This is a genomic window from Amycolatopsis australiensis (assembly GCF_900119165.1).
In the GTDB taxonomy this organism is placed as follows: Bacteria; Actinomycetota; Actinomycetes; order Mycobacteriales; family Pseudonocardiaceae; genus Amycolatopsis; species Amycolatopsis australiensis.
On sequence record NZ_FPJG01000006.1, the window covers coordinates 4,708,575 to 4,734,528 of the forward strand.

Annotated in this window: 31 protein-coding genes; 12 read left to right on the forward strand and 19 right to left on the reverse strand. The window is 73.0% G+C overall.

Features of this window, described 5'->3' with window-relative positions; all coding sequences use genetic code 11:
* The first annotated feature begins 50 nt into the window (after window positions 1-50).
* Genes BT341_RS23300 through BT341_RS23310 form a run of 3 tightly spaced genes read left to right on the forward strand, consistent with a single transcriptional unit; the run spans window position 51 to window position 3,414 of the window.
* A complete protein-coding gene (locus BT341_RS23300; RefSeq protein WP_072478301.1) occupies window positions 51-749 on the forward strand; it encodes a succinate dehydrogenase cytochrome b subunit in 699 nt (232 codons plus the stop codon).
* Window positions 749-2,680, forward strand: a complete 1,932-nt coding sequence (locus BT341_RS23305) for a fumarate reductase/succinate dehydrogenase flavoprotein subunit (protein WP_072478302.1) — start codon at window positions 749-751, stop codon at window positions 2,678-2,680. Before BT341_RS23300 ends, BT341_RS23305 begins: the two co-directional genes overlap by 1 nt.
* On the forward strand, window positions 2,677-3,414 hold the full coding sequence (locus tag BT341_RS23310) for a succinate dehydrogenase/fumarate reductase iron-sulfur subunit (RefSeq protein ID WP_072478303.1): 738 nt from the start codon (window positions 2,677-2,679) through the stop codon (window positions 3,412-3,414). Before BT341_RS23305 ends, BT341_RS23310 begins: the two co-directional genes overlap by 4 nt.
* Window positions 3,415-3,418: 4 nt before the next feature.
* On the opposite strand, the gene BT341_RS44445 is transcribed toward BT341_RS23310, so the two are convergent.
* From BT341_RS44445 to BT341_RS23325, 4 genes are all read right to left on the reverse strand, one after another.
* Complete coding sequence (locus BT341_RS44445; protein ID WP_218177761.1) at window positions 3,419-3,559, reverse strand: hypothetical protein; 141 nt, start codon at window positions 3,557-3,559, stop codon at window positions 3,419-3,421.
* On the reverse strand, window positions 3,556-4,119 hold the full coding sequence (locus BT341_RS23315; RefSeq protein ID WP_072478304.1) for a class F sortase: 564 nt from the start codon (window positions 4,117-4,119) through the stop codon (window positions 3,556-3,558). Before BT341_RS23315 ends, BT341_RS44445 begins: the two co-directional genes overlap by 4 nt.
* Before the next feature lie 4 nt (window positions 4,120-4,123).
* Entirely contained in the window at window positions 4,124-4,891 is a 768-nt protein-coding gene (locus tag BT341_RS23320; protein WP_072478305.1) for a choice-of-anchor P family protein, read from the reverse strand.
* Window positions 4,892-5,223: 332 nt separating this feature from the next.
* Entirely contained in the window at window positions 5,224-5,718 is a 495-nt protein-coding gene (locus tag BT341_RS23325; protein WP_072478306.1) for a hypothetical protein, read from the reverse strand.
* A 120-nt stretch (window positions 5,719-5,838) separates the two neighbouring features.
* Between BT341_RS23325 and BT341_RS23330 the strand changes: the two genes are divergently transcribed.
* Together BT341_RS23330 and BT341_RS23335 are read left to right on the forward strand one after the other, a co-directional pair.
* Window positions 5,839-6,678: an LLM class F420-dependent oxidoreductase gene (locus BT341_RS23330; RefSeq protein WP_072478307.1), complete on the forward strand. Its 840-nt coding sequence runs from the start codon at window positions 5,839-5,841 to the stop codon at window positions 6,676-6,678.
* 156 nt (window positions 6,679-6,834) lie between these two features.
* A complete protein-coding gene (locus BT341_RS23335) occupies window positions 6,835-7,131 on the forward strand; it encodes a DUF1540 domain-containing protein (RefSeq protein WP_072478308.1) in 297 nt (98 codons plus the stop codon).
* Here BT341_RS23335 and BT341_RS23340 read toward each other — a convergent pair.
* Window positions 7,121-8,008: a DUF2268 domain-containing putative Zn-dependent protease gene (locus BT341_RS23340; protein WP_072478309.1), complete on the reverse strand. Its 888-nt coding sequence runs from the start codon at window positions 8,006-8,008 to the stop codon at window positions 7,121-7,123. The genes BT341_RS23335 and BT341_RS23340 overlap by 11 nt on opposite strands.
* Before the next feature lie 79 nt (window positions 8,009-8,087).
* Here BT341_RS23340 and BT341_RS23345 point away from each other — a divergent pair, with 79 nt between their 5' ends.
* Window positions 8,088-8,495, forward strand: coding sequence for a ChaB family protein (locus tag BT341_RS23345; protein ID WP_072478310.1), 408 nt, complete (start codon window positions 8,088-8,090; stop codon window positions 8,493-8,495).
* A gap of 419 nt (window positions 8,496-8,914) precedes the next feature.
* On the opposite strand, the gene BT341_RS23350 is transcribed toward BT341_RS23345, so the two are convergent.
* The 9 genes from BT341_RS23350 to BT341_RS47365 all read right to left on the reverse strand — a co-directional run bounded on the left by BT341_RS23350 (window position 8,915) and on the right by BT341_RS47365 (window position 16,368).
* Window positions 8,915-9,646, reverse strand: coding sequence for a metallophosphoesterase family protein (locus BT341_RS23350; RefSeq protein WP_072478311.1), 732 nt, complete (start codon window positions 9,644-9,646; stop codon window positions 8,915-8,917).
* Window positions 9,643-10,452 carry a nucleotidyltransferase family protein gene (locus BT341_RS23355; RefSeq protein ID WP_483860500.1) on the reverse strand — a complete coding sequence of 270 codons (810 nt, stop codon included), beginning with the start codon at window positions 10,450-10,452 and terminating at the stop codon, window positions 9,643-9,645. The genes BT341_RS23350 and BT341_RS23355 overlap by 4 nt, the downstream gene beginning before the upstream one ends.
* Before the next feature lie 41 nt (window positions 10,453-10,493).
* Window positions 10,494-11,300 (reverse strand): MBL fold metallo-hydrolase, encoded by an 807-nt coding sequence (locus BT341_RS23360; RefSeq protein WP_072478312.1) that lies wholly within the window; start codon window positions 11,298-11,300, stop codon window positions 10,494-10,496.
* An 80-nt stretch (window positions 11,301-11,380) separates the two neighbouring features.
* Window positions 11,381-11,698: an STAS domain-containing protein gene (locus BT341_RS23365; protein WP_072478313.1), complete on the reverse strand. Its 318-nt coding sequence runs from the start codon at window positions 11,696-11,698 to the stop codon at window positions 11,381-11,383.
* A 16-nt stretch (window positions 11,699-11,714) separates the two neighbouring features.
* The gene (locus BT341_RS23370; RefSeq protein ID WP_072478314.1) at window positions 11,715-12,188 is read right to left on the reverse strand and encodes a hypothetical protein; all 474 of its coding nucleotides are present in this window, start codon (window positions 12,186-12,188) and stop codon (window positions 11,715-11,717) included.
* Between the two features lie 36 nt (window positions 12,189-12,224).
* On the reverse strand, window positions 12,225-12,542 hold the full coding sequence (locus BT341_RS23375) for a hypothetical protein (RefSeq protein ID WP_245805076.1): 318 nt from the start codon (window positions 12,540-12,542) through the stop codon (window positions 12,225-12,227).
* 205 nt (window positions 12,543-12,747) lie between these two features.
* Entirely contained in the window at window positions 12,748-14,757 is a 2,010-nt protein-coding gene (locus BT341_RS23380; protein WP_072478315.1) for an MGH1-like glycoside hydrolase domain-containing protein, read from the reverse strand.
* Between the two features lie 979 nt (window positions 14,758-15,736).
* Window positions 15,737-16,186: a pyridoxamine 5'-phosphate oxidase family protein gene (locus BT341_RS23385; RefSeq protein ID WP_425426491.1), complete on the reverse strand. Its 450-nt coding sequence runs from the start codon at window positions 16,184-16,186 to the stop codon at window positions 15,737-15,739.
* Between the two features lie 50 nt (window positions 16,187-16,236).
* Entirely contained in the window at window positions 16,237-16,368 is a 132-nt protein-coding gene (locus BT341_RS47365; RefSeq protein WP_281256002.1) for a hypothetical protein, read from the reverse strand.
* A gap of 101 nt (window positions 16,369-16,469) precedes the next feature.
* Here BT341_RS47365 and BT341_RS23390 point away from each other — a divergent pair, with 101 nt between their 5' ends.
* Entirely contained in the window at window positions 16,470-17,066 is a 597-nt protein-coding gene (locus BT341_RS23390; protein ID WP_072478316.1) for a hypothetical protein, read from the forward strand.
* 11 nt (window positions 17,067-17,077) lie between these two features.
* Here the strand turns inward: BT341_RS23390 and BT341_RS23395 are convergent, their stop codons facing one another.
* The 3 genes from BT341_RS23395 to BT341_RS23405 are packed head-to-tail and all read right to left on the reverse strand — an operon-like array spanning window position 17,078 to window position 19,445.
* Entirely contained in the window at window positions 17,078-17,425 is a 348-nt protein-coding gene (locus BT341_RS23395; protein WP_072478317.1) for an STAS domain-containing protein, read from the reverse strand.
* Window positions 17,422-18,648, reverse strand: coding sequence for a PP2C family protein-serine/threonine phosphatase (locus tag BT341_RS23400; protein WP_177328884.1), 1,227 nt, complete (start codon window positions 18,646-18,648; stop codon window positions 17,422-17,424). The genes BT341_RS23395 and BT341_RS23400 overlap by 4 nt, the downstream gene beginning before the upstream one ends.
* Window positions 18,645-19,445, reverse strand: a complete 801-nt coding sequence (locus BT341_RS23405; protein WP_072478318.1) for an alpha/beta fold hydrolase — start codon at window positions 19,443-19,445, stop codon at window positions 18,645-18,647. Before BT341_RS23405 ends, BT341_RS23400 begins: the two co-directional genes overlap by 4 nt.
* A 240-nt stretch (window positions 19,446-19,685) precedes the next feature.
* Between BT341_RS23405 and BT341_RS23410 the strand changes: the two genes are divergently transcribed.
* Window positions 19,686-20,777: a S1 family peptidase gene (locus BT341_RS23410; RefSeq protein WP_072478319.1), complete on the forward strand. Its 1,092-nt coding sequence runs from the start codon at window positions 19,686-19,688 to the stop codon at window positions 20,775-20,777.
* Window positions 20,778-20,783: 6 nt separating this feature from the next.
* Here BT341_RS23410 and BT341_RS23415 read toward each other — a convergent pair whose 3' ends face one another.
* Window positions 20,784-21,050 (reverse strand): GlsB/YeaQ/YmgE family stress response membrane protein, encoded by a 267-nt coding sequence (locus tag BT341_RS23415; RefSeq protein ID WP_072478320.1) that lies wholly within the window; start codon window positions 21,048-21,050, stop codon window positions 20,784-20,786.
* A gap of 196 nt (window positions 21,051-21,246) precedes the next feature.
* On the opposite strand from BT341_RS23415, the gene BT341_RS23420 reads away from it, so the two are divergent.
* Window positions 21,247-22,407: an LLM class flavin-dependent oxidoreductase gene (locus BT341_RS23420; protein ID WP_072478321.1), complete on the forward strand. Its 1,161-nt coding sequence runs from the start codon at window positions 21,247-21,249 to the stop codon at window positions 22,405-22,407.
* A 284-nt stretch (window positions 22,408-22,691) separates the two neighbouring features.
* On the opposite strand, the gene BT341_RS23425 is transcribed toward BT341_RS23420, so the two are convergent.
* The gene (locus BT341_RS23425) at window positions 22,692-23,885 is read right to left on the reverse strand and encodes a hypothetical protein (RefSeq protein WP_072478322.1); all 1,194 of its coding nucleotides are present in this window, start codon (window positions 23,883-23,885) and stop codon (window positions 22,692-22,694) included.
* 228 nt (window positions 23,886-24,113) lie between these two features.
* Between BT341_RS23425 and BT341_RS23430 the strand changes: the two genes are divergently transcribed.
* From BT341_RS23430 to BT341_RS23440, 3 genes are read left to right on the forward strand one after another with little or no spacing between them, the layout of a single operon-like run.
* Window positions 24,114-24,362, forward strand: a complete 249-nt coding sequence (locus BT341_RS23430; protein ID WP_072478323.1) for a PLD nuclease N-terminal domain-containing protein — start codon at window positions 24,114-24,116, stop codon at window positions 24,360-24,362.
* Window positions 24,359-25,264, forward strand: a complete 906-nt coding sequence (locus tag BT341_RS23435) for an ABC transporter ATP-binding protein (RefSeq protein WP_072478324.1) — start codon at window positions 24,359-24,361, stop codon at window positions 25,262-25,264. The genes BT341_RS23430 and BT341_RS23435 overlap by 4 nt, the downstream gene beginning before the upstream one ends.
* Window positions 25,261-25,944, forward strand: a complete 684-nt coding sequence (locus BT341_RS23440; RefSeq protein WP_072478325.1) for a hypothetical protein — start codon at window positions 25,261-25,263, stop codon at window positions 25,942-25,944. The genes BT341_RS23435 and BT341_RS23440 overlap by 4 nt, the downstream gene beginning before the upstream one ends.
* Window positions 25,945-25,954 lie beyond the last annotated feature (10 nt).

Below are 25,954 nucleotides of genomic sequence, written 5' to 3' on the forward strand. Positions count from 1 at the left end.
GAGCTATCATGTCTTTGACCTCTGATCAGGGCCCGCTTACCGTCGGCCGGGTGGTGAACGACCTCGCGACCCGGCGTCCCGTCCGGCGGTTCTGGGCCTCGACGATCGGCAAGAAGATCGTCATGGCGGTGAGCGGCGGCCTGCTGCTCGCGTTCGTGTTCGCGCACATGCTGGGCAACCTCAAGACGTTCCTCGGCGGCGCCGACCTCAACGGCTACGCGCACTGGCTGCGCACCCTCGGCGAACCGGTGCTGCACCACGGCTGGTTCCTCTGGATCCAGCGCGTGGTCCTGCTCGCCGCGCTCGTCCTGCACGTCACCGCCGCGGTGCAGCTGGCCGGGCGCGCCCGCCGCGCCCGGCCGGTGCCCTACGTCCACCGGCGGCCGGTGCGCGCCACCTTCGCGGTGCGCACGATGCGTTGGGGCGGCGCGACGCTGGCGGTGTTCGTCGTCTGGCACATCCTCGACTTCACCGTCGGCGCGGTGAACCGGGACTACGTGCCGGGCGACCCGTACCACAACCTCCTGGCGGACTTCCGGGTCTGGTGGGTGAACCTGATCTACCTGGTCGCCCTCGCCATGCTGGGCCTGCACATCCACCACGGCTTCGCCAGTGCCGCGCGCACTCTCGGCGTGACCGGCGCGAAGCGGGAGCGGGCCGTCAAGATCCTCGGCCGCACGACGGCGGTCGTGATCGCGGGCGGCTACGCGCTCGTCCCGATCGCGATCATGACAGGACTGGTGCACTGATGACGGACTACCGCACGGGCGACCCGATCGCCGACACGAAGGCTCCCGCCGTCGCGCTGGAAAACCGGTGGGACGAACGGAAGTTCGCCGCGAAGCTGGTGAACCCGGCGAACCGGCGCAAGCACCGCGTGATCGTCGTGGGCACCGGGCTGGCCGGCGGGTCGGCCGGGGCGACCCTGGCCGAGCAGGGCTACCAGGTCGTGCAGTTCTGCTTCCAGGACTCGCCGCGGCGCGCGCACTCGGTCGCCGCGCAGGGCGGGATCAACGCGGCGAAGAACTACCGCAACGACGGCGACTCGGTGTTCCGGTTGTTCTACGACACCGTGAAAGGCGGCGACTTCCGGTCGCGGGAGTCCAATGTGTACCGGCTCGCCCAGGTGTCGGCCCGGATCATCGACCAGGCCGTGGCCCAGGGCGTGCCGTTCGCCCGCGAATACGGCGGCCTGCTGGACACGCGCTCCTTCGGCGGGGTCCAGGTGCAGCGGACGTTCTACGCCCGCGGCCAGACCGGGCAGCAGCTGCTGATCGGCGCCTACCAGGCGCTGTCCCGGCAGATCGACGCCGGGAACGTCGAGCTGCACCCGCGGACCGAGATGCTCGACCTGGTCGTCGCCGGCGGCCGGGCGCGCGGCATCGTCGCGCGGGACCTGGTGACCGGCGAGATCCGCACGCACCTGGCCGACGCCGTGGTGCTCGCCACGGGCGGCTACGGCAACGTCTTCTCCCTCTCCACCAACGCCAAGGGCTCGAACGCGACGGCGATCTGGCGGGCGCACAAGCGCGGCGCGTACTTCGCCAACCCGTGCTTCACGCAGATCCACCCGACGTGCATCCCGCGGTCTGGGGAGCACCAGTCGAAGCTGACGCTGATGAGCGAGTCGCTGCGCAACGACGGCCGCATCTGGGTGCCCCGCCGCCAGGGCGACCCGCGGCCGCCGTCGGAGATCCCCGAGGCCGAGCGCGACTACTACCTCGAGCGGCTGTACCCGGGCTTCGGCAACCTGGTGCCGCGCGACATCGCTTCGCGGGCGGCCAAGAACGTCTGCGACGCGGGGCTGGGCGTCGGGCCCGGCGGCCTGGGTGTCTACCTCGACTTCGCCGACGCGATCGAGCGGATGGGCCGCCCGGCGATCGAAACCCGCTACGGCAACCTGTTCGAGATGTACCAGCGCATCACGGCGGAGGACCCGTACGAGGTGCCGATGCGGATCTACCCGGCCATCCACTACACGATGGGCGGCCTCTGGGTCGACTACGACCTGCAGAGCACGATCCCCGGGTTGTTCGTGATCGGGGAGGCGAACTTCTCCGACCACGGCGCCAACCGGCTCGGCGCGTCGGCGTTGATGCAGGGCCTCGCCGACGGCTACTTCGTGCTCCCGGTCACGCTCAACGACTACATCGGCGGCAACCGCTTCGACGAAGTTCCGCCCGACGTCGTCGCCCGGGCGGAAACCGAGGTGCGGGACCGGATCACGCGGCTGCTCGCGGTGCGGGGAACGCGGTCCGCCGACTCCTTCCACCGCGAGCTGGGCCTGCTGATGTGGGACCACTGCGGGATGTCCCGCAACCGCGAAGGCCTGCGCATGGCGCTGGCGCGGGTGCCGGAGCTGCGCGCGGAGTTCTGGCGCGACGTCCGCATCCCCGGCACCGCCGCGGAACTCAACCAGGAGCTGGAAAAGGCGAACCGTGTCGCCGACTTCCTCGAGCTGGCGGAGCTGCTGCTCATCGACGCGCTCGCGCGCGAAGAGTCCTGCGGCGGCCACTTCCGCGAAGAACACCAGACCCCCGAAGGCGAGGCGCGGCGCGACGACGAGCACTTCGCGTACGTCGCCGCGTGGGAGCACGGCGGGCCGGACGGCGTGCCCGTGCTGCACCGCGAAGACCTGACCTTCGAGCACGTCCACCCGACCCAGCGGAGCTACACATGAACCTCACCGTCCGCGTCTGGCGGCAGGCCGGTCCGGCCGCCGAAGGCCGGCTCGTCTCCTACCCGGTCGAGGGCGCCAGCCCCGACATGTCGTTACTCGAACTGCTGGACGTGCTCAACGAGGAGCTGATCGGCCGCGGCGAGGAGCCGGTCGCCTTCGACCACGACTGCCGGGAAGGGATCTGCGGGTCGTGCGGTGTCGTGATCAACGGGCAGGCGCACGGACCGGAGCGCACGACGTCGTGCCAGCTGCACCTGCGGTCCTTCCGCGACGGCGACGTCGTCGACGTGGAACCGTGGCGCGCCGAGGGGTTCCCGGTGATCAAGGACCTGGTGGTCGACCGCTCGGCGCTGGACCGGATCGTCCAGGCCGGCGGCTACGTCAGCGCGCCGACCGGCAGTGCCCCGGACGCCCACGCGACCCCGGTCCCGAAGCCGGACGCGGACCTGGCGTTCGACAACGCGACCTGCATCGGCTGCGGCGCCTGCGTGGCGGCGTGCCCGAACGGCTCGGCGACGCTGTTCACGGCGGCGAAGGTCACGCACCTGAGCCTGCTGCCGCAGGGGCAGCCGGAACGCGCGCGGCGGGTGCTCGCCATGGTGGAGACGATGGACGCCGAAGGCTTCGGCGGCTGCACCAACACCGGGGAGTGCGTCGCGGCGTGCCCGAAGGGGATTCCGTTCGCGAGCATCGCCACGTTGAACCGCGAGTTCCGGAAGGCGAGCCGCGGCTGACGGCTCAGCCCGCTCTCAAGGCGAACTCGTCGGCCGCGCCCGGCAGCACGGTCCGCTCGAGGCCGGCCGCCGTCGTGTCGAGCCGGGGGATCACCTCTTCGACCAGCTCCGCGTGCCCGGGCCGTCGAACCGTTCCCGGTCTCACTTCTCGAGCGTGGCGTACACGATGACGTTGTCGAGGTAGTTGCGGTTCTTCGCGTCGTACGGGCCGCCGCAGGTGATCAGCCGCAGCTCGGGGCGCGTTGTGTTGCCGTACACGGCTTCCGTGGGGAACTCGCGTTTCGCGACCTGGTCGACCTTCGTCACCTTGAAGGTCAGCCGGCCGCCGTCGGCGCGGTCGACGTGCACCGCGTCGCCGGGCTTCAGCTCGTGCAGCCGCCAGAAGATGCCCTTGCGGTGGTCGCCGTCGATGTGGCCGAGGAGCACCGCCGGCCCGGCTTCGCCGGGTGTCGGGCCGTATTCGTACCAGCCGGCCTGCAGCGGCTGGTCGACCGGCGGCACCTCGACCGTGCGGTCCGGATTGAGGCCCAGCGGCACCAGTGTCGACTTGGCACCGATGGCGGGCACGTCGAGCGCGGTCGGCAGGGACCGCGTCAGGCCGGCGGCCGCGGGGGCGGGCGGCGGCGGTGCGGCGGGAGTGGCCGTCGCTCCGCAGCCGGCGAGCAGCAGCGCGGAAACGGCGGCGAGAAGCGCGCGGCGCAGCATCGGCTCAGTTCCCGGCGAGGCTGCCGTCGCCGGTCTGCGGCGCGCCGGCGGGGACGACGACGACCTGGCCGGGCCCGCCCGGCCGCGGCGGCGCCTCGGGCGCGGGTTCCTTCGACGGGCCGCAGGCGACCGAGGCGAGCTTGACGTCGCCGGTGCCGAGCGCGCCGGTGGCCGTGCCGCCCAGCAGCTTGATGTGCAGGGCAGTCACCTCGAGCGTGCCGTCGTAGCGCTGGAGCTGCTCGTTGACCGTCACTTCGGCGACGCCGGGGATCCCGAGCTTCTGGTTGGGTGACGTCGCGGCGGGCAGCGTGCCGAGCCGGCCGAGGTTCACCCCGGCGAGGTCGCTGCTGCCCGTGACGTCGCCGCCTGCCGACGCGCAGCGGGCACTGACCAGCCGGATCGACGGCACGCGGCCGGCGGCCGGGGCGAGCAGCGGAAGCGTCGCCTCCACGACACTCGCCTTGGCGGCCACGGATCCGGGGCCGCCGACGACCGAGCTGCCGATCGCCTTGGCGGTCACGACACCCCGGAGCGGGACGTCGGCGACGCTCGCCGACGACGGGCCGCCACTGCCGGACTCGGCGAGCCTGCCGGTGCCGACGGTGATCCCGCGGCCGCCGGTCAGGACGCCCGGCAGCAGCGAGACGTCGGCGGACGCGCCGTAGGCGGACCCGGTGACGGCGTCGTCCGCGGCCGCGACACCGGCCGTTCCGGCCAGCACGGCGACGGTCACCCCGGCCAGGCTCCCGGCTCGGAGCAGGGTCGTGCGCATGAAGAAGTCCTTTCACCGCGGGGGAAACGGGAGACGCCGCGGCGGGACGTGGCCCGGCGGCGGGGAAAGCCCGGCCACGCTATCAAAATCGCCGGTCCGGGCAAGGATTCCCGGCGGCGGCGGCGTTCCCCGCGATGCGCGAAACGTGATGCCCGGCCGGCCGGGCACCACGAAGCGGTCACCGGCCGGGGCGGATTTCCGTGCGGCGCCGACGCCCGGTAGCGCGCGTTGCGGCATTCGAGGGGCACCGGCCGCCGAGCAGACACGGACGGGTGATTACCTGGACGGGCGGCCTCGACCACGCACCGTCATGTGACGACCACGGCCCCGCCTCACGCCCGATAGGGCCCGTGGTTCCCGATGTCCGGGCTCACGCGCGGCGCCGGCCCGCTCTGCCCGGGGACCGGCGTGACGGCCGGTTGCTCGATCCCGGTCTCGCCGACCGGCTGGACGTACACCTCGGTCGCCGTCCGGTCGGGTTCGCGGTCCTGGAAGTGGGTCTCGACGATGTGGTCCTGACGGCGGCGGCCGAGCACGGCCAGCGTCAGCGCGTGGGCGACGGCCAGCAGGAGGAGGAACACGCCCAGCCGGCCGACCAGCGCGGCCGTCGAGCCCGACCACCCCGGGCCCACCACCGAAAGCAGCGCGAGCACGCCGAAGGCGACGAGGTGGAAGACCGTCACCACCATCCACGCCATCGAGCCGGTCCCCTCACCGCCGTCCGGCCCGCTCAGGTAGCGGCGGCCGCCGCGGTAGAGGATCTGGCCGTCCGCCACCACGAAGATCAGTCCGATGATCAGGAACCCGGGGAGTTCGTTGTCGGGCATCGTCTCCTCCTCTTTCGCACGGAGTACCCGGCGACGGCGGCGCGACGGCGGACTTCACCGGATCGAGCGATCGGCTCGCGCGCCCCTTCCTGGAGGAACTCCAGGTTTACGATCACGATCATGCGATTCGCCATCAAGACCTCACCCCAGGACACGGCCTGGGCGGACATGCTCGCGGTCTGGCAGGCCGCCGACGAGATCGAGCTGTTCGAGTCCGCCTGGACGTTCGACCACTTCTACCCGATCTTCTCCGACCCGACCGGCCCCTGCCTGGAAGGCTGGGTCACGCTGACCGCCCTCGCGCAGGCCACGAAGCGGCTCCGGCTCGGCACCCTCGTCAGCGGGATCCACTACCGCCACCCCGCGCTGCTGGCCAACATGGCCGCGACGCTCGACATCGTCTCCGGCGGACGGCTGGAGATCGGCATCGGCGCCGGCTGGAACGAAGAGGAGTCCGGCGCCTACGGCATGCGGCTCGGCTCGGTGAAGGAGCGCAGCGACCGGTTCGAGGAAGCCTGCGAGGTGATCGTCGGGCTGCTCACCCGGGAGGCGACGACGTTCCAGGGCGAGCACTACCAGCTGACCGACGCGCGATGCGAGCCGAAGCCCGTGCAGAAGCCGCACCCGCCGATCTGCATCGGCGGCAGCGGCGAGAAGCGCACACTGCGCACGGCCGCGAAGTACGCCCAGCACTGGAACTTCGTCGGCGGGACGCCCGAGGAGTTCGCCCGCAAGCGTGACGTGCTGCACCGCCACTGCGCGGACATCGGCCGCGACCCGGCCGAAATCACGCTGTCCTCGCACGTCCGGCTCGGCGCGGACGGCGACTACGCGAAGGTCGCCGCGGAGGCGGAGGCGCTCGGCGAAGCGGGTCTGGACCTCGCCATCGTCTACCTGCCGCCGCCGCACACCCCGGCCGTGCTGGAGCCGCTGGCGAAGGCGCTCGAGCCGCTGCGCTGAGCGGGCCGGGGCCGCGCCGGCGTGCGCGGCCCCGGCGCTCACCCGGCCGTGCGGGTGGATCACCCGGCCGGGGCGCCGCGAATTGCGGGGTCCGGGACCCGGTGGCAGCGTCGGGCGCACCGAGCTGTTTCCCGCCACGGAACCCAGGAGCCGGCCATGACCACCACCGAGATGCCCGCCGTGCACGAATGCACGGTCAGCGGCTGTTCCTACAACCACGACGGCTGCCACGCCTTCGCGATCACCGTCGGCGGCGACGACGGCGCCGCCGACTGCGGCACCTTCGTCCCGCTGAACACGAAAGGCGGCCTGGACCGCGTGGTGGCTCAGGTGGGCGCCTGCTCGCGCACCGACTGCCGGCACAACTCGTCGCTCGAATGCACCGCGTCGAGCGTCCGGGTGGGGCCGGGCGAGGGCGGGCACGCCGCCAACTGCCTGACCTTCACGCGGTAGCGCCCAGCGCGGTCTCGATGACTTCCCGGCTGTCCACCAGCAGCGCGTCGGCGGGCGTGTGGCCGGTGGCGGCCAGGTAGGCGTCGACGAGGCGGTTGCCGGCCGCGTACCCGGCGCCGGCCGGCAGCCCGACCGGCGCCGCGCCGTAGCGGACGGCGGTCGCGTCGCCGTGCACCCACGCGGTGAAGTTCCGCATGCCGGTGACACCGAGGCCGCTGACGACCTTCGCGAACACGGCGTCGTCGCCCAGGTGCGGCACGCCCATCCGGGTGTAGCCGAGTTCGTCGCCGTAGAGCTGACGCGCGAACGCGTCCGCGAGCCCTTCGGAGACCACCTGCTCGCCGACGGTGACCGTCGCGGGGTCCCACCCCACCGCGCCCTCGGCGTAGCGGAGGTTGTGGTGCAGTTCGTGGACGGCCGTCGCCTCCAGCCGCGCCAGGTTCTCGGGATACGGCCACAGGTTGAGGAACAGGTACCCGGGCACGCTGCCGTTCGCGGTCAACCCCAGCGCCGGGCCCATGAAGTGCTCGTCCCCGGGATCGCCGAGGACGAGCAGGACGGTGATGTCCGGCACCGTGATGCCGGGGGTCGCGGCGACCTGCACGGCGACGGCGTCGTCGAGCGCCCGCCGGATCCGGTTCCACGCGCCGGCGTCGTGCAGCGCTTCCAGCGCCTCGAGGCATCGCTCGCCGTCGCGGTCGAGCGGGAAGCCCGAGCCCATCCGGTGCATCGCCACCAGGTCGACGTCCCCGGGAAAGTACCGGTACAGGCCGGCGGCGGGCCGGAGCATCGCGCGCAGCAGCCCCGGCCGGTCGGCGGCGGGCGCGCGCAGGACCTCCCGCATGGCCGGGTAGGTGTCGAGAACGGTGATCGTCATGCCGGCGACGCTAATCTCTCCAGCGGCTGGAGAGTCAAGGGTCGTTTGGTGCCTGGGCCGGCCGGGTAGCCGAGCCCGCATGCCCGGACGTGAAGACTTGCCCAGCACGCTGCTGCGGTCCCCGCGCAAGGCGCAGGACACCTGGGTGGCCGCGCACGACTCGGCGCTGCGGACGTACGGCCCCGGCAGGCGAGCGCAGCAGACGGCCTACGCGGCGTTGAAGCACTCTTTCGAGAAGGTCGGCGACCATTGGGAGCCGAAGCCGGAGCGAGGCCCCTCCGACGAACAGGCGGCCGGCGGCGCGGGCCGGCCGGCCCGGCCGACACGCGGCGGGGTAAACGCGACGGCGAGCCGGCAGCACCTGTACGAGCGGGCCAAACAGCTCGGTATCCCGGGGCGGTCCCGAATGTCCAAAGAGGATTTGGTGACCGCGCTGGAGAAGGAGAGCCGGCGACGCACCGCTCGCGCCCGGCGCTCGGGCGAGTAGCGGCGCGGGTCCGGCGTGGCCGCATTGGGGAGCTGGCGCGCACGGGTCCGCATGGCGGCGCCTGGGGAACCCGCGCCGCCGCGCCCGGCGGCTAGCGCCGAGAGGTTTGCATGCCGGCGCCTGGAGAACCGCGCCGCCCGACCGGCACCCGGCCGCTCGGGGAGTGGCGGTGCTGGTTGGGTGTGGTGGTGCTGGGGAGCTGGCGCGCACCGCCCGGCGCTCGGGTGAGTGGCGGCGCGGGTCCGGCGTGGCGGCACCTAGAGAACCGGCGCCGCCCGGCGCTCGGGCGGCCGGCCGCGCGGGTTCGGCGTGGCGGCGCTGGAGAACTGGCGCCGCCGACCCGCGTCCCGGCGGCCGGCCGAGAGGTTTCCCATGCCGGCGCCAAGCCGACCCCGCGCCACCCGGCGCTCCGACCGGCGTCAGCGGCGAGCGGCCAGTCGCGCGGGGTTCAGCTCGTACAGCGCGTACGCCTTGCGGATCACCGGCTGGGCCACGTTCCGCACCCGCACCCCGCCGGGGGTCACGCCCTGCTCGCAGCCGAAGTGCGCGTGGCCGTGCAGCGCCAAGTCCGCGCCCACCTCGTCGATCGGCTCGCACAGCAGGTAGGACCCGAGGAACGGGTGGATCTCCGGTGGCTCGCCGTGCAGCGTCCCGGGGATCGGCGCGTAGTGCGTGAGCGCGACCACCACGTCGGTGTCCAGCGAAGCCAGCGCGGACCGCAGCGCGTCGGCCGACGCCATCGTCGTTTCGACGAACGCCTTCATCTCCCGCTCGCCGAACCGGCTGGCGCACTTGCCGGCGAAGCCGCCGCCGAAGCCCTTCACGCCCGCGACGCCCAGCGACCCGTCCGGCAGGTCGAACCGCGCGCTCGTGCCCTCCAGCATCACCACGCCCGCCTCGCCGAGCAGCTCCGCGATCCCTTCGGCCTCGTCGCTGTGGTGGTCGTGGTTGCCGAGCACCGCGGCGATCGGCACGCCCAGCCCGGTCAGCTCGTCGGCCACCACGCGGGCCTCCGCGCACGTGCCGTGCCGGGTCAGGTCGCCGGCCAGCAGCAGGACGTCGGCGGTGCCCGCCAGGTGTTCCAGCGCGGGGCGCAGCAGGCCCCGCGAATCTTCTCCGAGGTGCACGTCCCCGACGGCGGCGATCCTCATCGGCTGATCTCCTCCGCGCTCGCCGGTTCGCGGACGTCGGCGACCCGGACGTCGTTGTGCACCAGCTCCCCGGTCAGGTACTCGGCGACGACGGCGTCCACCTCCGCCTTCCGCGCGGGGCAGGTCACCTCGCCGGTCAGGTGGACGTGCTCGCCGCGCACCGTCACGTGCACGCCCAGCTCGGCGGTGCGGGGATCTTCGGCGAGGGCCCGGCTGAGGCGGGCGACGAGGTATTGCGGCGGTTCCGGCACGAGTGCCTCCTTCGGGTCGATCACGGACAGGTCGCCGAGCAGGCTCAGGAACGCCCGCGCGTACGGCGACGCCGACACCTGGACGGCGACCTCCGTCCAGTTCACCTGCTCGCGCAGGTCGCGGGCGATCCGCAGCAGCGGCTCGAAGTCGCAGCGGTGCGCGTCGAGCACCAGCAGCTTGTCCACGAGCAGGTCGGTCCCGGACAGGACCGGCGCCGCGGTCGGCCCGACCCGCATCAGCGCCGCGCGGTCGAGCAGCTCGTCGGTCACCGGCCGGTGGTTGGGCCGGTGGATCAGGTCGACCAGGACGTCGCCGTCGTAGACCTTCGTCAGCCAGTCCTCCGGCGGGTGCGCGCGGCGCAGCCCGGCCGCGGTGAGGACCTGCGCGGCCCGCTCCGTGTCGCCGGGCTTGAGGAACAGGTCGACGTCGTGGTCGGACGGCGGTCCGCCACGGGCGTACACGGCCAGCCCGCCGGCGACGGCGAACCGGATCCCGGTCCCGTCCAGGGCGGTCACCACGCGCGTCAGGCTCTGGAGAAGGGCGTCCGGTCCCATGCGTGCCCGGTTACCCGGTCCGCGGCGGCTCAACCGGCGACTCAGAGCGTCAGGTACTCGCCGCGCTGCAGCAGCTGGACGCGGGTGGGCGGATTGCGGACCCGGACTTCCTCGAGGAAGTTCGACACGGGCGAGTGGAACAGGCCGTAGTCGTCGAAGTGGACCGGCACCGCGCGGCGCGGCTCGAGGAGGTTCAGCAGCTCGACGCCGCCGCGGTGGTCGAGGCTGACGAGGACGCCGAAGGCCCGCGTCCCGCCGAGGTGCACGACCGCGAGGTCGAGGTCGGGGAAGTGCTCGCGGATGGTTTCGAGGTCGTCGTGCAGCACGGTGTCGCCGCTGACGTAGATCCGCAGTGGGGCCGCGTCCGCGGTGGCGCGATACTCGAGCACGCTGCCCATGACCGGCGGCAGGATCCGCTGCATCAGCCCGGGCGCGTGCTTCGCGGGAACGGCGGTCACGGTCAGCTGCGCGTCGCCGTCGGTGAAGGTCTCGGCCGTCCACGTCGGCAGCGGAAGCGGGGCGTGGAAGCCGCGGCGGAGCAGCCGGGTGGCGGCGTGCTCGGTGGTCAGGATCGGCGTGTCGCGCGGCAGCTCGCGGGCGGCGATCCGGTCGAAGTGGTCGCCGTGCAGGTGCGAGAGCACGACGGCGGTCAGCGGCGGCAGCTCCACCGGCTGCAGCGCGGGTTCGGTGCGGCGCCGGGAGAACATGCCCTGGCCGAAGTAGGACCACTGGCCGCGGTGGAGGAAGTTGGGGTCGGTGAGGAGGGTGAACGGGCCCAGCCGCAGCACCGTCGTCGCGGTCCCGACGAACATGAGGGAATTCCCGGCGGGAGGGTCGAACGGAGACATCGGCTGGGTCCTTTCGCCGGGCGTTTCGGGTGCGGCTACCCGGCGGCGCGGGAGCTGACCGGGTGGGCGTGACGCCCGGATCACGACACGGACTGCGTTGCCGGCGCGACGATTTCGGCCAGGCCGAGCCGGGCGAGCTTGCCGGCCACCGCGGGCGAGGGGGAGACGATCACCCGGTAGTCGCGGTCCCGCAGGTGGGGCAGCAGCACGGCGACGGCTTCGGTGGTGAAGTGGTCGACGCCGGTCAGGTCGACGAGCACGGCCGGGACACCGGCGGCGGCCGCGGCCGCCAGTGCGGCCGCGAAGTCGTCCTCCGCCGGCGCGCCCTGCGCGCGCACGGTCATCGTCCCGGCCTCGGGGTCGGTCACCTCGACCACGCCGTCGTGGGCACTGCTCATCGGGGCCTCCTGGCGGTCAGCGCGTGAAGCAGCTCAGCGACGGCAGGGCCGCCGCCGAACGGTCCGACAGTTCCACGAGCCACACGAGCAGGTGGCTCACCACGCCGATGACCTCTTCGGCCGTGCCGCGGGTGGCCAGCTCGACGTGGATGGCCCGGCTCGCCTCGTCGCCGCCGAGGGCCGCCAGCAGGGCCCGCAGGGCGGCCAGCGGCCCCGGCGGCAGCCGGTCGACCTCGACCGGACGCGCGTCGCCGTCCGCCACGACGACGGTGAAGACGGCCTCGGACCCGGCCGGCTGCCGCGCCTGGATCACCGACGCGCACCGGGCGACGAGATCCTCGACGATCCCGGCGGCCGCGTGGACCGAATCGGCGCGGGCCAGCACGTAGAGCGCGTCGGCGACGTCGTCGTACGCCCCGGCCATCGCGGCCTCGGCCAGCTCGGCCGTGAACCGCCGGGACGGCGTGTCCGCGTCTGGGTTCTGCGTCATCCGCCCGAGATACCCGCCGGGGACGCGGCTAACCGGTCACTGCGGTTCCGGCAGCGCGAAGAGGGTGTGCTGGTGCGGGTCGTCGGGTTCGCCGCCGAGCCGCAGGCACTTGCGGCAGTTGACCGGGTCGCTGGTCGGCGTGATCTCGCCGGCGGCGCCGAGGCCGGACCACCCCTGGTGGCAGGCGGGCGCGGGCAGCGTGAGCTCGTCGAGCCACGGCACCCACGCGACCCGGTGGGCGATGCCGGACCGGCCGATGTGCAGCCGCATCCCGGTGAAGAGCCGCTGCTGCGCGGCGGCGAACCGCGCGGGATCGACGCGCGTGACGGGGAACAGCGGGATCGGTTCGCTCACCGGCCCAGTATGCGGGGCCAGGCGTGTGTGCGCGGTGGCCGGCCGGTCGGGGGGCGTGCCGCCCGGCCACCGCGACACAGATCGAGAGGGGACCGCGCCGCGGGAATGACGGCCCGGCCGCGAGTTCACCGGTTCGGGTGACGTATACCTGCCTCGACCCGTGCCGGAACCGGCGGGCTCGGTGGTGTCCGGCCGGTGTCGTCGCTCAGCCGGCGGACAGCCAGTCGAGATTGACGCTGCCGGTGTCGCCGGCTTCGTACGACAGCGTGACCACCGGGTCCCGGCCGGTGAGCGGGACGTCGGCGAAGGTCACCGTGCCCCAGGCGTCCCAGCTGCCGGACACCTTCGGGAAGCTCACTTGGCGCAGCGGCCGCCCGTCCACCGACAGCGTCATCGTGCGGGTGTCGTTGTTGGCGTTGGCGTAGCGCACGGTGATCGCGGCCGATGCGGCGTCGGCGGAGGTGCGGTGCAGCGTGAACGACGACGCGGCGCCCTGTGCCCAGAGCCCGTCGAGGAACGCGCGGCCGGAGTAGCCGCTGTGGTTGACGTTCGTCTTCACGCCGCCGGTGTTGAGCGCGTCCTCGGCCTCCAGGTGCGCGGGTGCCGGGCAGCCGTCGACGGTGCCCGCGGTGTCGGGGCAGCGGTCGCGGGCGTCGGGCACGTGGTCGCCGTCCCGGTCGCCGTCGGCCGCGCCGGTGAGGGTGATGGCGACGGTGTGGTCGCCGCTGAGCGTGGCCGGGACGGCGTTGCCGGGCGCCGGCCTGCCGTCGACGGTGAACGAGGCGATCCTGGTGCCGGCGCCGTGCAGCGCGATCGTCAGGTTCGCCGCGCGGTAGCGGAGGTTCCGCAGGGTGACGTCACCCCAGCCCGCGGGGAGGTCGGGTGCGAACGCCAGGCCGCGGCCGGTGAAGGTCAGCCCGAAGAGGCCGCTGTGGATCATGTCGAGGAACGCCGTGGCCGACCACGTCTGGTCGGGTTCGGAGCCCCAGTGGAACTTCACGGTGTCGCCGAGCCGCTGCCAGCCGCCGTCGACGACGCCGGTGGTGCCGTTGTAGATCTCCCAGAACCCGCTGTTGTTGCCGGCGAGCTTCGCCAGGCGCGCCACCTCGGAGGCGAACGCGCTCTGTTCCCCTTGCCCGGCCAGCGCTTTCGCCCACAGTCCCTGCACGAGGGGCCACACGATCGCGTTGTGCCGTCCGGGTTGCGCGTCCGAGTAGCGGTCCCAGTTCGGAAAGGTGTCGGGCATGCCCCAGGTCATTTCCCTGGCGTGGGCGACGATCGACCGGGCCTGCGCCGGGTTCGCGATGCCGAAGAGCAGGGCGAACGCCAGCCCGGAGCCCTCCTGGTAGGCGCCGGCGGCGCCGTCGGCGAGCAGCTGGTAGTCGTACAGGCCGGTCTTGGGGTTCCAGAAGTACCGGTTGATGGCGGCCTTGAGCGCGGCGGCCCTGGTCCGGTAGCCGGCGACCTCCCGGCCCGGGCGGCCCAGCCGTTCGGCCATGTTCGCGGCGTTGACGTAGGCGGCGTAGTAGACCGCGTTGGTGCTGAGGTACATCCCGCCGGCAACGCCGGGCCAGGGCATGCTCCCGGTGCTGACCGACTCGGTCGCGTCGGCGGGTGGCGCGGGGTAGCCGGCGATGCCGTCGTTGAAGAAGGACGCGCCGGTGAAGAGCCCGTACGCGGCGTTGTAGCCGGCGGTGGTGGCGTGTTCGCGGACGGTCAGGGTGTTCGCCGTGGTCCGGTAGGCGTCGGCGAGGAACCCGCTGTCGCCGGTGACGAGGTAGTGCTGCCAGGCGGCGGTGACCCAGATGACCTGGTCCCACTGCTGGTCGTCCTGCTGGACGCGCAGGGCGCCACCGGCGTCCTTGTCGACGACGGCCCAGAGCGTGTTCTCGGCGAGGGCGGGGGAGAGGAGGCTGGTGGCGTTCCAGCTGTTGACGGAAGCGTCCCGGGTCCAGGGCTGGCTGTACCCGCCGCCGGCGCGGACGAGGCCGACGGAGGGGTCGAGCAGGCCGCTCCGGTCGTACTTCGCGTCGTAGGCCATGGTGTTGGTGCGGAGCAGGTTGTCCAGGGCTTCGGTGTAGGCGGTGCCGAGAAGCGCCTGGCTCGTGGGGTTCGCGAAGTCGAGCTGCGGCGGCGCCTGGCTCGCGGACGCGGTGGCGGCGGTCACGGCACCGCTGGCGATCATGACCGCGACGAGGGTGGAACGAACTCTCATGCGCAACCCCTTTTTAGGCGCATTGCACCACGCGAGACGGGGTTTTCCCGGGATGGCGGCGATCCTGTCCGTTCTTGTCGGCGGTTCGACGTGTCCGCTTTGCCGGATTTCTCGGCGGAGGTGGTGGCCGCACGGGCCGCGGAGCTGCATACTGCGACCATGGCGCGAGCGAAAGCGGAGGTGACGCGGTGAGCCCCCGGGAGGGGCCGTCCCGCCCGAAGTTCGGCCGGATCGACCCGTATTGCCTGATGGCGGTGCTGCCGGTCCTGCTGGTGGCGGGGATCCTGGGTGCGCTGGTCAACGTGCTGCTGGGAGTGGGCTGCGCGGTATTCGCGGCGCTGATCTTGCTGTTCGATTCGTGGGCCAACCGTCCACTGCCGCGCCCGGTGAGCGAACCCCGCCCGCGCCCGGCGGCGGCGCGCGCCCGCCCACCGGCGCGCCCGCGCCCACCGGCGGTTCGGGAGCGAGAGCGCGCCCAGCCGGCGCCTTGGGCACAAGGTCCGGACCGCGCCCAGGGTCCGGCTCGGGCTCCGGCGCGGCGCACGGCTCCGCCGCCACCGCGCCCGCAGGCACCCCGGATGCGGCAGGCGCCGCGAAGCGCACCCTACGGCTGAGCCGGGGTTCGGCTGGGCGCAAGCTGCGCCCTGGGCGGCGGGGAGTGTCGGCCGGGTGCCTGAGGGCTGTGGGGGTCTTGGGGCGGCGCAGGGGCTTCGCTGGGGCGGTGGGGAGTGTCGGACCGGCGCCTGAGGGCTGTGGCGGTCTTGGAGCGGCGCAGGGGCTTCGCCTGGGGCGTTGGGGATTGTCGGCCGGGCGCCTGAGGGCTGTGGATGGTCTTGGGGCGGCGCAAGGGCATCGCCCGGGGCTGCCGGAAGCGGCAGACCCGTGCCCTACGGCTGCGGTGGGCCGGGGTCAGCACAAGTCCCCACCCGCACCGCCTCCCCGGAGACCAAACCAGCACCGTCCTAACCGGACACCGCGCTCAAAAGGCCCCCATGTCCAGCGAAAGCCACCGCTCAGGCCGCAGGAAAACCACGACATGCTCCCCGATCCGAGTCCGCTCGAACTCCAGATACGCACCGACCTTCTCCGCCGGCAAGTACCGCGCCGCCATCTCGTGCGCGCGCTCCGGGGTGTCCGGCTCGATCCGCGTCACCGGACCTTCCACCGAGACGTACCGAACCGTCGGTGCCGTCCGTTGTGCCATCAAGCCGAACCGGCCCGCCGCCTTGATCGCGCGCATCTTGCGGGACTCCGGCAGTGTGCGCACCCACAGCTCGCCGCCCGGGTTGTACTGGTACCACAACGGGATGGTCAGCGGTGCGCGGTCCGGCCGCTCCACCACCGACAGGGCGCCGATGTGGGGTTCTGCCAGGAACTGCTCTCTTTCCTCTGCCGAAAGTGCCATGCCGCGGACGCTACCGGCCACCACCGACAAAACCGCGGTCCCGGCGCGGCACAACCCGCGCCGGGGCCGCGGATTCACTGGCAGGCTTCGCAGTCCGGGTCGTCGATGCGGCAGGCCGCGCCGTCGGTGAGCGGGAAGTCGAAGTCGTCCAGTGCCGGGACCACCGGTGTGGTCGATGCTTCTTCCGTTGTCGTCGTGGTGGACATGGCCCTCCCTGGGGGTTCGAACGGTTCCTATCCCTGTGTAGCGCCCAAGATCGCCGCGCATTCCGTGACGCACGGCACATCCGGTGTGCTAGCTTCCCGGCATGCGCCTCGCCTTCGCCCGGACGCTCGCCCTCTTCGCCTCCCTCCTCCTGCTCACCCTGGCCTCCCCGCCGGCGAACGCCGCGTCCGGCTGTGAATGCGCGACGCCGTCCGTCGACCGGTTCCAGCAGTGGCTCGCCAGCGGGGAAGGCACCACCGTCCCGGCCACCGGGAACATCCTCGTCCGGGAAAAGCACGGGTACGCCGCGAAAATCGAGTTCCGCGACGTCGAATGGCACGTCGCGGTCGTCTGGCTCGGCAACCGGTTCGACGCGCAGGCCGACCTGTCCCACTCGGCCGGCTTCCGGCTGACCTACCGCGCGACCGACGACCTCTACGTGCAGCTGCGCCCGGCCTCCCACTGGAGCGGCGGGGACAAGTGGCTCACCCGGGTACCGTCGACCGGCGGGAAGCTCGTCACGCGGTTCTTCAGCTTCAAGCCACGGGACTGGACGTCGCTGCCGGAGCTGGGCACGCCGGCGTACTCGTTCACGTCCGCGCTCACCGAGGCCCGCGGCCTGGTCTTCGTCGGCAAGACGCCCAACCGCCTCGAGTTCCGCGGCCTGCGCATCGACGGCTACCGTCCGCCCTGCCGGTGAACGGCCCGGGCTCAGCCGTGGGCCGCGACGGCGGCTTCGATCGTCGGGTAGGCCGGGAAGAAGTCCGCCAGCCCGGTCAACGCGAACGTCCGGGCGAGCCGGGACGGCACGCCCACCAGCGCGATCTCCGCCGAAGCCGCCTCGGCCGCGTTCCGGGCCGCGATGAGCGCCGAAATCCCGCTGGAGTCGCAGAACGTCACCCCGGCCAGCTCCACCACCAGCAGCTGCCCGGCGGCGAGGCTCAGCTCCGCGATCCCGGCTCGCAGTCGGGGCGCCGTCGCCACGTCGAGCTCCCCGCCGACGGTCACGATCGGGCCGCTCCGGGCCGTCCGGGTGGAAACGGTGAACGGGTTCGTCACGACGGGTGCCCTTCCGGCGGCGGGACGCTGAACGCGAGCAGCGCGGTGTCGTCTTCGACGCCGTCGCCGAAGCCGGCCAGCAGGCCGGTGACCGCCTCGACCACCGCCGGCGCGGTGGCCGGCGTGCGGCCGGTCAGGTCGGCCCGCAGGTGTTCTTCGCTGTAGCGGGCGCGCCCGCGCGTGCGGGCTTCGGTCAGCCCGTCGGTGTACAGCAGCATCGTGTCCCCGGCGGCGAGGAGCACTTCCGCCGACGCGAACCGCGCGTCGGGAAGGGCGCCGACCAGCTGACCGCCCGGGAGCGGGACGAACGACGCCGATCCGTCGGCCCGCAGCACCAGGGCGGGCGGGTGCCCGCCGCTCGCGAGGGTGACCGTCGCGGTGCCGCGGCCGGGGCGGATGCGGCCGTGCACGACCGTGCAGTACCGCGGGTCGGCGCCGTGGAACTCGTGGTGCAGCACGGTGTTGAGGGTGCCGAGCGCGGCGGTCGGGTCCGGGTCGTGGACCGCGGCCGCCCGCAGCGTGTAGCGCGCCAGCGACGTCACCACCGCCGCCGGGGCGCCCTTGCCCGAGACGTCGCCGAGGAAGAACCCCCACGTGCCGCCGCCCAGCGGGAACAGGTCGTAGAAGTCGCCGCCCACCTCGTCGGCCGACGCGGGGTGGTAGTACGCCGCGACCTGCATGCCCGGCACCTCGGCCAGGGCGGGCGGCAGCAATGTCTGCTGCAGCGTCCTCGCCAGCCGCTGCACCCGGTCGCGTTCGCGTTCGGCCTCGTCGCGCGCCCGCAGCAGCTCCTGCTCGTAGGCGCGCCGGTCGCGAGCGTCGAACACCGTCGTGCGGATGAGCTGCGCCTGGCCGCCGGCGCCGGTCTTGACGACCGATGTGACCAGCACCGGCAGCCGGTCGCCGCTCGCCGTCTTCAGCTCGAACGCGACGCCGTTGAGTTCGCCCTGCATGCGCAGCAGCGGCGCGAAGTGCGTTTCGTGGTACAGCCGGCCGCCGACGGTGAGCAGGTCGGAGAACCGGCGGCGCCCGACGACGTCCGCGCGGTCCAAGCCCAGCCAGCCGAGCAGCGTCGCGTTGATCTTCGCGATCGTGCCGTCCAGCAACGTCGAGAGGTAGCCGCACGGCGCGTTCTCGTAGAGGTCCTCCGCGCTGTCCTCCAGCAACGCGGAGAACGCGGGATCGGCGTCCTCCCGGCCACCTGCCCCGGCTCCGCACATCATGAACCGCTCACGAACTCCATGATCGCGCGGGCGGTCGCCTCCGGCGCGCTGAGCTGCGGGCAGTGCCCGTTCGCCGCGAGCGTCACCAGCCGGCTGCCCGCGATCCGCTCGTGCGTGAACCGCCCGACCTCGCGCGGGGCGATGGCGTCCTCGGCGCACTCGACGATCAGCGTCGGCACGGTCACCCCGGCCAGGTCGGCGCGGTTGTCGGACAGGAACGTGGCCCGCGCGAAGACCCGGGCGATCGCCGGATCGGTGCGGCAGAAGCTGTTCGTCAGCTCCGCACCCAGCTCCGGGCGGTCCGGGTTGCCCATGATCACCGGCGCCATCGCCGCCGACCAGCCGAGGTAGTTGGACTCCAGCGCTTCGAGCAGCTCGTCGATGTCCTCGCGGCTGAACCCGCCGCGGTACCCCTCGTCGTCGATGTAGCGGGGCGACGGCGTGAGCAGCACCAGCTTCGCGAACCGGTCCGGCTCGCGGTTGGCGGCCAGCACCGCGATCATCGCGCTGACCGAATGGCCCACCAGCACGACGTCGCGCAGCTCGAGCTCGTGGCAGATGGCGAGGACGTCCTCGGCATACCCGTCGAGGGTGCCGTAGCGCTGCGCGGTCCAGGCCGACAGGTCGGAGCGTCCGGCGCCGGTGTGGTCGAACAGCACGACGCGGTACCGCTCGGCCAGGCTCGGGACGAGCAGGCGCCACAGGTTCTGATCACAGCCGAAGCCGTGGGCGAGCAGCACCGCGGTCCCGTCTTCCCGGCCGGTGACGACGACGTTGTTCCTGGTGCGCATGTTCACCGGGCCATCCTGCCACCCCGGCCGGCGACCGGACCGATTCGCTGTCCGGTTGTTGCACGCACGACGGGGCTCAGGCGAATTGCCCGGTACCTATCTTTTGTCCTGTCCGACGAAAGTCGGTACCGCCCGCCCCGGCCCCGGACCACCCTCGGCGCACCGGACGACCGGTTACCCCCTCCGACCGGGACCGGCGCGGCCATCCTTCGCGCCGGTTCTTCCCCGTGAAAGCGAGTCACCAGCATGCGCACGAAACGTTCGCTCACCCGCTTCGCCATCCCGTTGCTGGCCGCCGCCGCGGCGGCCGGCTTCCTGATGAGCCCGGCCGCCGCGACCACAGTCGACGGCTACTCGCCCGAAGTGCAGCACGACGCCGTCACGTCCCTGATGGCCGACGCCGGGATCAGCGAGTCCGCCGCACTTTCGTTCCTGCGCGCGCAGGCCGCCGGCGTCGAAACCGTGCACCGCGTCACCGCCGCCCTCGGCGCCCGCGCCGCCGACGGGTACCTCGACGCCGCGGCCGAACCCGTCGTGAACGTGCTCGACCAGGCGGCCGCCGCGCAGGTCACCGCGGCCGGTGCCCAGGCCCGGCTGGTCAAGCACTCCAGCGCGGCGCTGGCGGAGGCGCAGGACACGCTGCGGGCGCTGCCCGCGGTCGCGCACACGTCGATCGGCCTCGACCCGAAGGCGAACCAGGTGGTCCTGACCGTGGCGGACGCGGCCGAGAACACCGGCGCCCTGCTGCGGGCGGCCGCCTCGCTCGGCGACCGCGTCCGGGTCGAGCGCGTCCCCGGCGAGATGCACCTGGCGATCTACGACGGCGAGGCCATCACCGGCGGCGGTGTCCGCTGCTCGGTCGGCTTCAACACCAACCGCGGCGGCCAGAACTACATCGTCGACGCCGGTCACTGCACCCGCGCCGTGGCGCAGTGGAACGTGGGCCCGTCCCAGGGCTCGAGCTTCCCGGGCAACGACTACGGCCTGATCCGCAACACGACCGGCAGCGCGCCCGGCGCGGTCACCTTGTGGAACGGCTCGACGCAGCGGATCACCGCCGCCGGCACCGCGACGGTCGGCCAGCGGATCAGCAAGAGCGGCAGCACCACGCACCTGACGTCGGGCACGGTGCAGGCCACGAACGTCACGGTGAACTACGCCGAAGGCTCGGTGTCGCAGCTGATCCAGACGAGCGCGCTGGTCAACCCGGGCGACTCCGGCGGGTGCCTGTTCGCCGGCAGCACCGGGCTCGGCATCACGTCCGGCAAGGGCAGCGGGACGTCGTTCTTCCAGCCCGTCGGCGAGGCGCTGAGCGCCTACGGCGTCACGCTGAACTGACCGGCGTCAGTCGCGGCGGCTGCGGCCGAAGATCAGCCGGTAGCCGGCCAGGATGATCAGCGCGCCGAGGATCGCCAGGCCCCACGTGCGCAGGTCGAAGAACGTGCCGAGCTGCGTGTGGAACAACGTCTTGCCCACCCAGCCGCCGACGAACGCGCCGGCGATGCCGAGCAGGACCGTGATGATGCAGCCACCGGGGTCCCTGCCCGGCATGAGGGCCTTCGCGATCAGTCCCGCGATGAGCCCGAGCACGATCCAGCCGATGACGCCCACGGGTGCCTCCGTCCGCCTGTTTTCCCCGCCTGTCTTCCCGAGGGCCCAGGATGGCAGGCGGACGGTCCCGGGGCGCGGCGGGCCACGCCCGGGTGACCCGGATCTCAGGCGCCTGCTCCGTCCGGGCGACGAGGCGTAACGACCCGGTCGCTGTCGGGGACTTCCGGTGCGGTGACCCGACGAGCGGAGGCCGCGGATGAAGATCGACCTGTTCAACGAGATCCAGAACCCGCGCCCGTGGCCGGACGGGCACGAGCAGCTGCGGTTCCGGCAGGCGATCGAGCAGGCCGTGCTCGCCGACGAGCTGGGCTACGGCTGCTGGTGGCAGGTCGAGCACCACGGCGCGGGGGAGTTCAGCCTGTCGTCCGCGCCCGAGCTGATGCTGGCGGCGCTGTCCCAGCGCACGAGCCGGATCCGGCTCGGCCACTCGGCCGTGCTGGCGCCGGGCCGGTTCAACCACCCGATCCGCGTCGCCGAGCGCGCGGCGACGCTCGACCACCTCAGCGGCGGCCGCGTCGAGCTGGGCCTGACCCGCTCGACCATCCCCGAGTGGCGCCTGTTCGGCATCGAGCCGGACGAAGCCCGCGCCCAGACGCAGCAGGCGTTCGAGATGGTGCCGAAGATGTGGACGTCCGAACGGTTCTCCTACGAGAGCGACGCCTACCGCGTCGACGACGTCCCGATCGGCCCGAAGCCGCTGCAGCGGCCGCACCCGCCGCTCTGGCAGGCGGCGGCGAGCCCGGCGTCGTTCGAGGAGGCGGGCCGGCGCGGGGTCGGCGTGCTGGGCACGACGATGTGGGAGTCGCTGGACCGCGCGGGCCGCCTGATCGGCCTGTACCGGGCGGCCGCGGCGCAGTGCACGGCACCGGTAGGGGCGTTCGTGAACGACCAGGTCGGGTTCTTCACGTTCGTCCATTGCGCGGACACCGACGAAGAGGCGATGCGCAACGGCGCGGCGGCGGCCGCGGCCTGGTACACGGTGACGGCGTTGACGTTCTTCGAAGCGGCGACGGAGTTCGTCCGCCAGAACGCCCGCAACGAAGAGCTGAAGCGGTCGCCGGGCCTGACGGGCGAGTTCCTCCGCGAGGAGGCGGCGAACGCCCCGTCGGCGGCGAACCTGCTGATCGCCCGCATCCTTCAGGGCGAGCAGGTCGCCGACGACGAGGTCTTCGAGGTCCTGAGCGCGCAGGACTCGCTGATCGTGGGCAGCCCCCAGACGTGCCGCAAGAAGCTGCGTGCGTACGCCGACCTGGGCATCGACCGGATGATGTGCCTGCAGCAGATCGGCGGCATCCCGCACGAGAAGGTGCTGAAGAGCATCCGGCTGATCGGGGAGCTGATCCCGGAGCTGGCCTGACAGCCACCCCGAACCGCACTGTCCGAAGTGGACCTCGGCTGGCGCGGTGCGGTGAGGCCGGCGTGCAGGAAGGCCGGCGCGGCCCACAAGCAGGCAGACGGGGACCCCGGCGACGCCGGAACGACCGCCCATGGCGCGCACGGCAACGGGCCCGCGCGACGCCGCCTGCCGGGCCGAGACCATGCGCCCGCCGGCACCAGCAGGACGGCGGTCAGGCGACCCCGGGGCGGACGGGCCGCCTCGGGGTCGCCTGACTGTCCGAATCATCCGATTGTGACAGGCTGTCAGCCGTCGTAGGCCGCCTGCTCCACCGCGAAGACGTTCCGGTTGCCCACCCCCTCCTGCAGGGTCCACAGCAGGTCGGCGGCGGTGTCGTCCTCCCAGTACGAGATGCTCTCGCCGCTGCTCACCCAGCTGTAGGTGGCCGGGCCGGCCGACGGCGTCCAGTAGTAGAGCTTCTTCTGTCCGGACGAGTTGAACCACCACCGGCCGTTGTGCGACGCGACGCCGTTGAGGTTGTACCAGGGCAGCTGCAGCGCCTGGCTCGCCGTCGTCGTCGCGGCGAACACGCCGGTCGAGGCGAACGGGTAGCGGATGGCCCGCGGCGCGCGGTTCGGGTAGGCCGTGCACCCGGACTGGCAGGTGTACTCCGTCATGACGATCGACTTGCTGACCCGATCCAGGGAGATCGACGACCACGCCAGGTTCGTGCCCGACGTCGTCTTCGACGTGATCGTGCCGACCTGCGGCAGGACGTACGCGTAGTTGTGGGCGTAGTAGACCGTCGGCGACTGGCGGCCGATCTGGTCCGCCGTCCCGCCGGTGTCGGTCTTGAGGATCTTGCGCATGTCGAACACCCGCATGCCGTGCCCGGTGTCGGCGACGTAGAGGTAGTCGCCGTACCAGGACACGCCGCCGGCGTGGATCGGGATGTCCTTGAAGTCGGGGGCCGCCGCGGTGCCGGTCGGCTCGACCAGCAGGACCTTGCGGTACTTGTTCGGGTACGTCGCGTCCCAGTCGACCAGGGTGATCCGGCTGCGGGCCTGGTCGCCGTCGCAGCCGTCCTTGGTGTACCAGCTGACCAGGACGAGCTGGTGGCCGTCGTAGTTGCCGCCGTTGGCGGTGCCGACCGCGTCCCGGCTGGTCGTGATGCCCTGCGGGTAGTTCGCGCAGTCGGAGTTGTCGCCGCTGTCGAACCGGAAGCCGCCGGAGAGGCCGGCGACCGAGAACGTGGACGGCAGCGCCGTGCGGTCGTGGTTCGCGTTGTCCATCACCGTGTGCACGGCCGCGGTGCCCAGCGCCGACACCAGGGCGGCGTTGACGGTGTCGAACTGGTGGTAGTCGGCGGTCAAGGTGTATTGCGAGGCGGGCAGGGCGCCCGGCCCGGCCGCGGCGCGGGCCGCCGCCGGAGCGACGAGCAGGCCCGCGAGGATTCCGGCCGCGACGGCGGCTCGCGTGCAACGACGGCGCAGTGACATGAGACCCCCAGTAGTCCGATCATCGCCGGGTCACACGCTAGGGCCGTGGTGGGTGAATCCGCAACACCCCGCCGTCTCGGATCGAGACCGGCGAGGACGGACGGCGGACCGTCCACTGTGGCCGGCTAGTACTTTCCGCCTATCCCGGAGTCGCCGAAGTTCCGATGTGCGCGCGGGCGCGGTGGGCGATGGTGGACCCACCAGCCCGACGTCCGTGAGGAGACTCCCATGCACCCGGCCGCCCTGATCCACGGCCACGAGCAGGCCTGGTCGTGGCTCGTGCTCGGCGTGACCGCCGCCGCCCTGCTCGCCTTCGCCGGGCTCTTCGTCGCCGCGCTGGTCAGCATCCTCGGCTCGCGGCTGAGCGGGGGCATGAAGCTGGCCTGGGTGATCTTCGCCTTCTGCGCGCCGTTCCTGGGCAGCCTGCTGTGGTTCGCCTTCGGCCGCCGCGACGCCGCCGAGCCGGTGCGCCGATGATCGTCGCCGAAGGACTGACGAAGACCTATCCCGGCGGCGGCGGGGTCGAGGACCTGTCCTTCACCGTCCGGCCCGGGGTCGTGACCGGCTTCCTGGGCCCGAACGGCGCCGGCAAGTCGACGACCATCCGGCTGATGCTCGGCCTGACCCGCGGGCGGGGGCGCACCACCTTCGGCGGCCGGACCTACGCCGAGGTGCCGGGGCCGCTGCGGACGGTGGGCGTGCTCACCGACGCCGCGGCCGTGCACCCCGCGCGGCCGGCCGCCGCGCACCTGCGGATGGTCGCCGCGGGCGGCGGGCTGCCCGCCCGGCGCGTGCGCGAGGTGCTCGCGGCCGTCGGCCTGGAGTCCGTCGCGCGCCGGCCCGCCGGCCGGTTCAGCCTCGGCATGAAGCAACGGCTCGGCCTGGCCACCGCGTTGCTCGGCGACCCGGAGTACCTGATCCTCGACGAGCCGGCCACCGGGCTCGACCCGGAAGGGGTGCGGTGGATCCGCGCCCTGCTGCGGCGGCTGGCGGGGGAGGGCCGCACGATCCTCGCGTCCTCGCACCTGCTGGCCGAGATGTCGGTGCTCGCCGACGACCTGGTCGTCATCGGCGCCGGGCGCCTCGTCTCCGCCGGTCCGCTGGCGGAGTTCGTCCGGCGGCACGCCCGCGCCGACGTCGTGGTCCGCGCCGACGACGCCAGCGTGCTGATGGTCGCGCTGGCCCGTGACGGCCTGCGCGTGCGCCAGGAGGCCGCCGGCGAGCTGGTGGTCGAGACGGCCGACACCGGCCGGGTCGCCGCGGTCGCCGGCCACGCCGGGGTCGGGGTGCGCGAGCTGTTCGTGCGGCGCAGCGGGCTGGAAGACGCCTTCCTCGCCGCGACCGCGGCCGCCGTCCGGCACCGGGGTGAGCTGCCGTGAAGAACGCGCTGGCCTACGAATGGGTCCGGGCGCGCTCGCTGGGGTCGACGTGGCTGCTCGTGGCCGGCGCCGGCGTGCTGCAGTTCGCCTCGGGCCTGTACTGGGGCCTCAAGCGCGACCTCGGTGACCTCGACGCGTTCACCTCGGCGTTCGGGCCGGCCGACCGGCTCGGCGCGCTGCTGGTCGCGGCCGCCGGCGTCGCCGCGTTCGGCTCCGACCACCAGCACGGCACGCTCGCGACCACCCGGCTGGTGCTGCGCTCGCCGCTCCGGATCGTCGCGGCGCGGGCACTGGTCACCGCCGGGCTGGGGCTGCTCACCGGGGTGGTCATGGTGGTGCTGACGGCCGCCGGGGTGCGCACCGGCGGCGGTGCCCTGCCCGCCGGCGCGGGGGCGGCGGGCCGGGCGGTGGCCGGTGTGCTCGCGCTGACCGTCCTTTCCGGACTCGCCGGGGTCGCGCTCGGCGGGTTGCTGCGGCACACCGGGCTCGCCGTCGGCGTGTTCGCGGTGTGGGCGTTCGTCGCGGAGACGACGCTGGCGGCGCTCGCCCACGTGCCGGTGACCGTCCTGCCGTTCGGCGGTACGGCGCTGTCCGCCCCGGCGGGGACGGCGGTGTTCGCGGTCGTCGTGGTGCTCGCGCTGGGCGCGGCGGCGGTCACCCTGGCTCGCCGTGACGGCTGACGCGGTGCGG